Source organism: Acidovorax sp., from assembly GCF_022763525.1.
In the GTDB taxonomy this organism is placed as follows: Bacteria; Pseudomonadota; Gammaproteobacteria; order Burkholderiales; family Burkholderiaceae_C; genus Acidovorax.
The window spans coordinates 1-6726 of the sequence record NZ_JALEGG010000297.1; the positions used below are offsets into that span (position 1 = coordinate 1).

General features: G+C 68.3%; 6 protein-coding genes. All 6 read left to right on the top strand.

Translation table 11 applies throughout. The features are described 5' to 3' along the window. Window positions 1-473 precede the first annotated feature (473 nt). Complete coding sequence (locus tag MRY84_RS22560; protein ID WP_291507901.1) at window positions 474-1559, top strand: diacylglycerol kinase family protein; 1086 nt, start codon at window positions 474-476, stop codon at window positions 1557-1559. 31 nt (window positions 1560-1590) lie between these two features. Then, entirely contained in the window at window positions 1591-2385 is a 795-nt protein-coding gene (locus tag MRY84_RS22565; protein WP_291507902.1) for a metallophosphoesterase, read from the top strand. Between the two features lie 144 nt (window positions 2386-2529). Further along, window positions 2530-3621 (top strand): adenylate/guanylate cyclase domain-containing protein, encoded by a 1092-nt coding sequence (locus MRY84_RS22570; protein ID WP_291507903.1) that lies wholly within the window; start codon window positions 2530-2532, stop codon window positions 3619-3621. Window positions 3622-3819: 198 nt separating this feature from the next. Beyond that, window positions 3820-5046, top strand: a complete 1227-nt coding sequence (locus MRY84_RS22575; protein WP_291507904.1) for an MFS transporter — start codon at window positions 3820-3822, stop codon at window positions 5044-5046. A gap of 130 nt (window positions 5047-5176) precedes the next feature. Next, a complete protein-coding gene (gene alaC, locus MRY84_RS22580) occupies window positions 5177-6403 on the top strand; it encodes an alanine transaminase (protein ID WP_291507905.1) in 1227 nt (408 codons plus the stop codon). A gap of 95 nt (window positions 6404-6498) precedes the next feature. Continuing rightward, the coding region (locus tag MRY84_RS22585) for a hypothetical protein (protein WP_291507906.1) at window positions 6499-6726 on the top strand (228 nt) is incomplete at its 3' end.

Consider the following 6726-nt stretch of genomic DNA (forward strand, 5'->3'; position numbering starts at 1 on the left):
GCTTCTATCGGCACAAAACGGCGCAGCGGAGGGCCCGCGCGGCGCAGGCCGCGCAATCCGGCCAAACCCGCCAGGGCCAGAAGGGCCGACGCCAGCATGCCCGCCATCCACCAGCCCATGGGGTGCTGCGCAAGCAAGTGGCCGAGTTCGTGGGCGGGGCTGGTGGTGAGGGGCATGGGCAACGGTGCCTCGGCATGAAGAAAAGGGAGCAGGGAAGGCCGGGAGAGCAATGCCATTGGCAGAACCGAAGATCACCCGAGAGTTCCCCGCGTCCAAACGTTGGCCCTGCGTCGCTGGCCTCCGCGCCGTTCTGTCGGCGCAGGCTGACAGGGCAAAGGCGCGGACACCGGCTGCCCGGCATTCTGGCGGTCGCGATCATGGAGTGCATTGCGTCAGGGCCTGCGATGCCGTCATGGCGTGTGCTTTTGTGAACGGCCCGCGTTCGGCGCCTGATCCCTTCATTTCCTTCCCTCATGACTTCACCCGAGCGTCGCCCCGCTTCTCCCCTGGCCAGTGGCACGATCCACTTGGTGGTGCCGCGAAGGCCCGGCGCTGACCTGGATCTTCTGCGCGCCAAGCTCGAAGGCGTAGCGGCCCTGCAGGAGCACAACGTGGTGTGGCATGTTCCCCGCCAGCGCGGTGACATCGTGCGGCTGTCCCGTGACGCCGCGCAGGCAGCGCGCGCCGATGGGGGGCTGCTGGTCGCAGCGGGTGGCGACGGGACCATCAATGCCGTGGCGGTGGCCGCCTTGCGCGAGGGGATTCCCATCGGCGTCCTGCCCATGGGCACGTTCAACTACTTCAGCCGCGAGCACGGCCTCCCGCTCGACCCCGAAGAGGCTGTGCAAAACCTGCTGGCAGCGCTGCACGCGGGCGAGATGCGCCCGGTGCAGGCAGGCTTTGTGAACCAGCGGCTGTTCCTGGTGAATGCCAGCGTCGGCCTCTACCCCAAGCTGTTGGCGGAGCGTGAAAAAGCCTCCCAGCGCTTTGGGCGGTCGCGGCTGGTGGCGGTGATCTCTGCGGTGTGGAGCATGTTTCGCCCTGCATCGGGCCGCCGCTGGCGGGTGGTGATGAAAACCCACGAAGGCGCACGGGCGCGCCAGGAAGAGCATCTGGTCACCACGCTCTTCGTGGGCAACAACCCCCTGCAACTCGACCGCATGGGGATCCCCCAGGCTCAGACAGTGGCCGACGGCGGCAAGCTGGCGGTGGTGCTGCTTCAGCCTCAGGGGCGCTGGGCCGTGGCGCGCACTGTATGGAACGCCGCCACCGGCCAGCTGGGGCGCGACAGCGCGGTGACCAGCGTGGCGTGCACCGAACTCACCGTGGAGCCGGCCAGCTGGCGGCCGCCGCAGGTCAAGCTGGCGTTTGATGGCGAGCGTGAATGGACTGCGCCACCGCTGCACTTTCGCGTCAGTGATCGGCCCCTGTGGCTGGTGGCGCCCTCGGCGCTGATTCGCGATGACGGCCCGGCTGCCTCCGTGGCCTCCGAGCCCGCGCAGGCTGCCACGCAGCCTGCGCCCGAGGCCGGTTCCGCAGGGGGGCTGGTGCCCGCATGACCACCCCGGCGTTGGCTCGCAGAAAGCCCCCATGCCTGTCCTGATGCATTTGTCGGACCTGCATTTCGGCGCCCACGACCCCGCCGTGTGCGCCGCCGTGCAACGGCTGGCACAGCGGCTGGGCCTGGACATGGCGGTGGTTTCGGGCGACCTTACACAGCGCGCGACGGCCCGACAGTTCGAACAGGCGGCGCGCTTCGTGCAGGGCCTGCATGCACGTTCCACGCTGGTGCTGGCGGGCAACCACGATTTGCCGCTCTACGCCTGGTGGCTGCGCTGGGGCCGGGCCTATGACCGCTTCGCTCAGCAGTTCGGCATGGACCAGGAGCCGGTACGGCAGATGGGTTCGTTTTATGTGGTGGGCGTGAACACGACGCGCGCCTGGCGGCACGAACGCGGCAGCCTGTCTGCGGCCCAGATCGATCACGTGGCCCGGCTGCTGGGGCGCGCGCCACCCGGTGCGTGGCGCATCGTGGCCAGCCACCATCCTTTGGTCGCGCCCGATGCCGCCGACCGCGCGCACCGGCCTCACCGTGCCGGGGAGGCTGTCCAGCGCTGGCATGTCGCCGGCGCGCAGATGCTGCTGTCGGGGCACGCGCACCATCCGGCATTGCTGGAAGCTTACCCGGGCCTGTGGTGCAGTAGCGCGGGCACCGCGGTGTCGCACCGGCTGCGCCATGGGGAGCCCAACAGCCTGGTGGTGTTGGGCCTGGAAGCCTCCGGCGCCGTGCCGTCAGGGCAGGCCCGTACCGCCGCGCGCTGGGATTACGACAGCGACAGCGGGGAATTCATCTGCGTGCAGCGGCAGGCACTGGGTGCCGGCTGACGCTGGCGCCCGCCCGGTGGCGGCTGCGGTGTTTCCACGGCTTGACCAGCCCTGCGCAGCGGGCCTATCCTGACCGCGAGCCCGCTGGCCCAGGCCTGCGGTCCCCATGCACCCGCCGCCGGCCCACCGGCTGGACCCAAGCCCATGCACCATGAGATCCACCACGATGCCGTGCGCCGCCTGCAGGCGCTGATCGAGCGCGAGACCGGGGCGCCGCTGCGCGATGAGGTTCTTGCCGAGATGGCTGCCATCCTCCGACAGGGCAAGGGCGAGGGCCAGGACGGACCGGCTGGCGGGGACTTGCAGGCTGCGGCACCGCGAGAAGTCACCATCCTGCTGGCCGACCTGCGCGGCTTCACCGCGCTGTCGGGCTCGCAGCCGGCATCGGTGGTCATTGCGGCGCTCAACCGCTGCCTGGCGCGGCTGTCGGAGGTGGTCTTCAAGTACCAGGGCCGCATCGACAAGTTCATGGGCGACTCGATCATGGTGCTCTTCGGTGCGCCCGAGGCGCGCGAGCGCGATGTGGACCGCGCGCTGATGTGCGCTGTGGAGATGCAGATCGCCATGCGCGAGCTGAACCTGGCGCACCTGCGGGAGCGGCTGCCCGAGGTGTTCCTGGGCATTGGCGTGAACACCGGGACCGTGATGGCGGGGCGCTTTGGCTCGGACGTGTATTCCGAATACACCGTGATCGGCGAGGCGGTGAACCTGGCTTCGCGCATCGAGGCGCTGAGCCTGCGCGGCCAGGTGCTGATCAGCGATGCCACTTACCAGCGCTGCTGGGGTCTGGTGTCCGCTTCGCCACCCATGCAGGTCTACGTCAAGGGCCGCACCCAGCCGGTAAGCCTGCGCGAGCTGATCGCCATTCCCTCGCACAAGCTCAAGGTGCCGCGGCAAGAGTTTCGCCGAAGCCACCGTGTGGACGCGCGCCTGCCCTGCCTGTGCCAGCGCATGCAGGACAAGATCGTGGTGCCGCACATTGTGCACGGTGCCATCCGCGACATCGGCTACCACGGCCTGCTGGTGGAGCTGATCGAGCCGCTGGAGCCCCGCAGCGAGGTCAAGCTGGAGTTCGAGCTGCCCCTGGTGGACTACCGCGTGGCCGATGTGTATGCGCGGGTCATCACGCTCAAGCAGGAGGGCGACGAGTGGGTGGCGGGGCTGGAATTCACCTCCATCAGCGCGGAGTGCCGGGCCAAGGTGCAGATGTTCGTGCAGCTGCTGGTGGCGCGCTGAACCTGGGCTGACAAGCCCAGCGCCCCTGCCGCTGGCGCCTTGCGGCTGGGCCGATGTCCCCGCGCCTGCACGGCTGCGCGGCGCGTGCTATGGTTACCAAAATCGGGTTTACCCCCGTAACTTCGTTTCTTTTTCCCACCTTTCTGGTTCCTCGCGCTGCTCGGCTTGCGCCGGCGCGGCGTCTCTCTGCTGCTGCCCATGACTGCGCCCTTGTCCGCCAAGACCTCCATTGCCGAAGCCCCCACCGACGACCGCACCCTGGTGCGTGCCGTATTGGCCCTGGGAGTGGGTGGCTTCTCCATCGGCACGGGCGAGTTCGTCATCATGGGCCTGCTGCCCGAGGTGGCGCGCGACATCGGCGTGAGCATTCCGCAGGCGGGGCACGTCATCAGCGCCTACGCGCTGGGCGTGGTGGTGGGCGCGCCGGTGCTGGCCGTGCTGTGCGCCCATTGGGGGCGGCGGGCGCTGCTGATGGCGCTGATGGCCGTGTACGCGCTGGGCAATTTCGCGTCGGCACTGGCGCCGGGCTACGGCTCGCTCACGGCCATGCGCCTGTTCACCGGCCTGCCCCATGGCACCTACTTTGGCGTGGCCGCGCTGGTGGCTGCAGCGCTGGCGCCGCCGGGGCGCAGGGCACGCGCGGTGGGCTGGGTGATGCTGGGCCTGACCACCGCCACGCTGGTGGGTGTGCCCCTGGCCGCGGCTTTGGGTGAACACTTTGGCTGGCGTGCCGCGTTTGTCTTCGTGGGCCTGATTGCCGTGGCCGCCGTCGTCATGGTGCGCCTGTGGGTGCCCGCCATGCCCGCGTCGCACGGCGCCAGTCCGTTGCGCGAGCTGGGCGCGCTGGCACGCAAGCAGGTGTGGTTCACGCTCGGCATCGGCGCCATCGGTTTTGGCGGCATGTTCGCGGTGTTCAGCTACATCAAGCCGACGCTGATCGAGGTGGCCGGCATGCCGCCCGCCCTGGTGCCGTTCGTGCTGTCGCTGTTCGGCCTGGGCATGGTGGTGGGCAATGTGGTGGGCTCGCGTATGGCCGACAAGGCGCTCATGCCCACGGTGGGCAAGGTGCTGCTGTGGTCCATTGCGGTGATGGTGCTGTTCGTTCCCGCCGCGCACCACCCCGCGTCGGCTGCCGTGGCCACGTTTGTGCTGGGCACCCTGGTGGCCATTGGCCCTGCACTGCAGATCCGTCTGATGGACGTGGCGGGAGATGCGCAGACGTTGGCCGCCGCGCTCAACCACTCGGCCTTCAACGTGGCCAACGCGCTGGGCGCGTGGCTGGGCGGCATGGGCATTGCGGCGGGCTTTGGATGGACCTCCACCGGTTGGGTGGGCGCCGCGCTGGGCTTGGGCGGGGTGGCCATGTTTGCGTGGTCCCTGGCCAGCGAAAGAAAAAGTCGCCTGCAGACTCCGGCCCGGGCGTAGCGGCGTTGCGACACCCGGCCGCCGTTGGCCTGAATGCCGCAGCGTTGTGCGTTACATTGCCTGCGGGCCGGCCTTTCTGCCAGCCACGTCGCTCGGACGGTTCCGGGCGCTTACGTGAAAGTCACACCGCATGTCTGCATCGCAGGGCAAGCGCCGTTTTGCGCGCATCGATCGCCTCCCTCCCTACGTCTTCAACATCACGGCCGAGCTGAAACTCGCCGCCCGCCGCCGGGGCGAAGACATCATCGACATGAGCATGGGCAACCCCGATGGGGCCACGCCGCCGCACATTGTCGCCAAGCTCACCGAAGTGGCCCAGCGGCCCGACACCCACGGCTACAGCGCCAGCAAAGGCATCCCGCGCCTGCGTCGCGCCATCAGCCACTGGTACAAGGACCGGTACGCTGTCGATATCAACCCCGACACCGAGGCCATCGTCACCATCGGCTCCAAGGAAGGCTTGGCGCACCTGATGCTGGCCACGCTGGACCGGGGCGATACCGTGCTCGTGCCCGATCCGAGCTATCCCATCCACATCTACGGTGCCGTGATCGCGGGCGCCGACATCCGCAGCGTGCCGGTGGCGCCGGATGTGGATTTTTTTGCCGAACTGGAGAAGGCCATCCGCGGCAGCTACCCCAAGCCCAAGATGATGATCTTCGGCTTCCCCAGCAACCCCACTGCACAGTGTGTGGACCTGGGTTTCTTCGAGCGCGTGATCGCCCTGGCCAAGAAGCACGACATCCTGGTGGTGCACGACCTGGCCTACGCCGACATCGTGTACGACGGCTACCGCGCCCCCAGCATCATGGAAGTACCCGGCGCCAAGGATGTGGCGGTGGAGTTCTTCACCCTGAGCAAAAGCTACAACATGGCCGGCTGGCGCGTGGGCTTCATGGTGGGCAATGCCGATCTGGTCGCGGCCCTGGCCCGCATCAAGAGCTACCACGATTACGGAACTTTCACGCCCTTGCAGGTGGCCGCCATCGCCGCGCTGGAGGGCGACCAGCAGTGCGTGAAAGATATCGCCGCCCAGTACCAGCGCCGCCGCGACGTGCTCTACAAGGGCCTCACCGAAGCCGGCTGGGCCGTGGATTGCCCCAAGGCCAGCATGTACATCTGGGCCCGCATCCCCGAGCCCTACCGCGCGCTGGGCTCGCTGGAGTTTGCGCGTCAGCTGCTCGACAAGGCCAAGGTGTGCGTGTCGCCCGGCATCGGCTTTGGCGACCATGGGGATGAGTACGTGCGCTTTGCGCTCATCGAGAACGAGGCGCGCATCCGCCAGGCCGTGCGTGGCATCCGCGCCATGTTCAAGGCCGATGGGTTGCTGAAGGTGCCGGTACCGATGACGGCCTGAGCGGTGCGGCCGGCACGGCAAGCGCCGGCATGTTGTGCGCAATTGGGGAATCGGCTGACGGCACCGCCTCGGCTCTTCGGACATACTCGCAGTCCATGCCGGAAAGTACGCCCACCGAGAAGAACTCGCCGCTTCAAGCCAGCGCGTCCGTGCGATGGCTGCGCCTGCTGGCACTGCTCAGCGTGGGCGTGCCGCTGTGCATCTACATCATCTTTGGTGTGGGGCGCTATGTCTCGGCGAAGGACGACATTGAGGCGCGGGTCAGCCGGTCCCTGCGGGTGGCCCATCAGCACACCACCAAGGTCATTGCGGCTTCGGTCGCC

Bases quoted from the DNA above. Each gene is read 5' to 3' on its own strand.
- MRY84_RS22565 (WP_291507902.1), top strand. From the start codon at position 1,591: ATGCCTGTCCTGATGCATTTGTCGGACCTGCATTTCGGCGCCCACGAC.
- MRY84_RS22560 (WP_291507901.1), top strand. From the start codon at position 474: ATGACTTCACCCGAGCGTCGCCCCGCTTCTCCCCTGGCCAGTGGCACG.
- MRY84_RS22575 (WP_291507904.1), top strand. From the start codon at position 3,820: ATGACTGCGCCCTTGTCCGCCAAGACCTCCATTGCCGAAGCCCCCACC.
- alaC (WP_291507905.1), top strand. From the start codon at position 5,177: ATGTCTGCATCGCAGGGCAAGCGCCGTTTTGCGCGCATCGATCGCCTC.
- MRY84_RS22570 (WP_291507903.1), top strand. From the start codon at position 2,530: ATGCACCATGAGATCCACCACGATGCCGTGCGCCGCCTGCAGGCGCTG.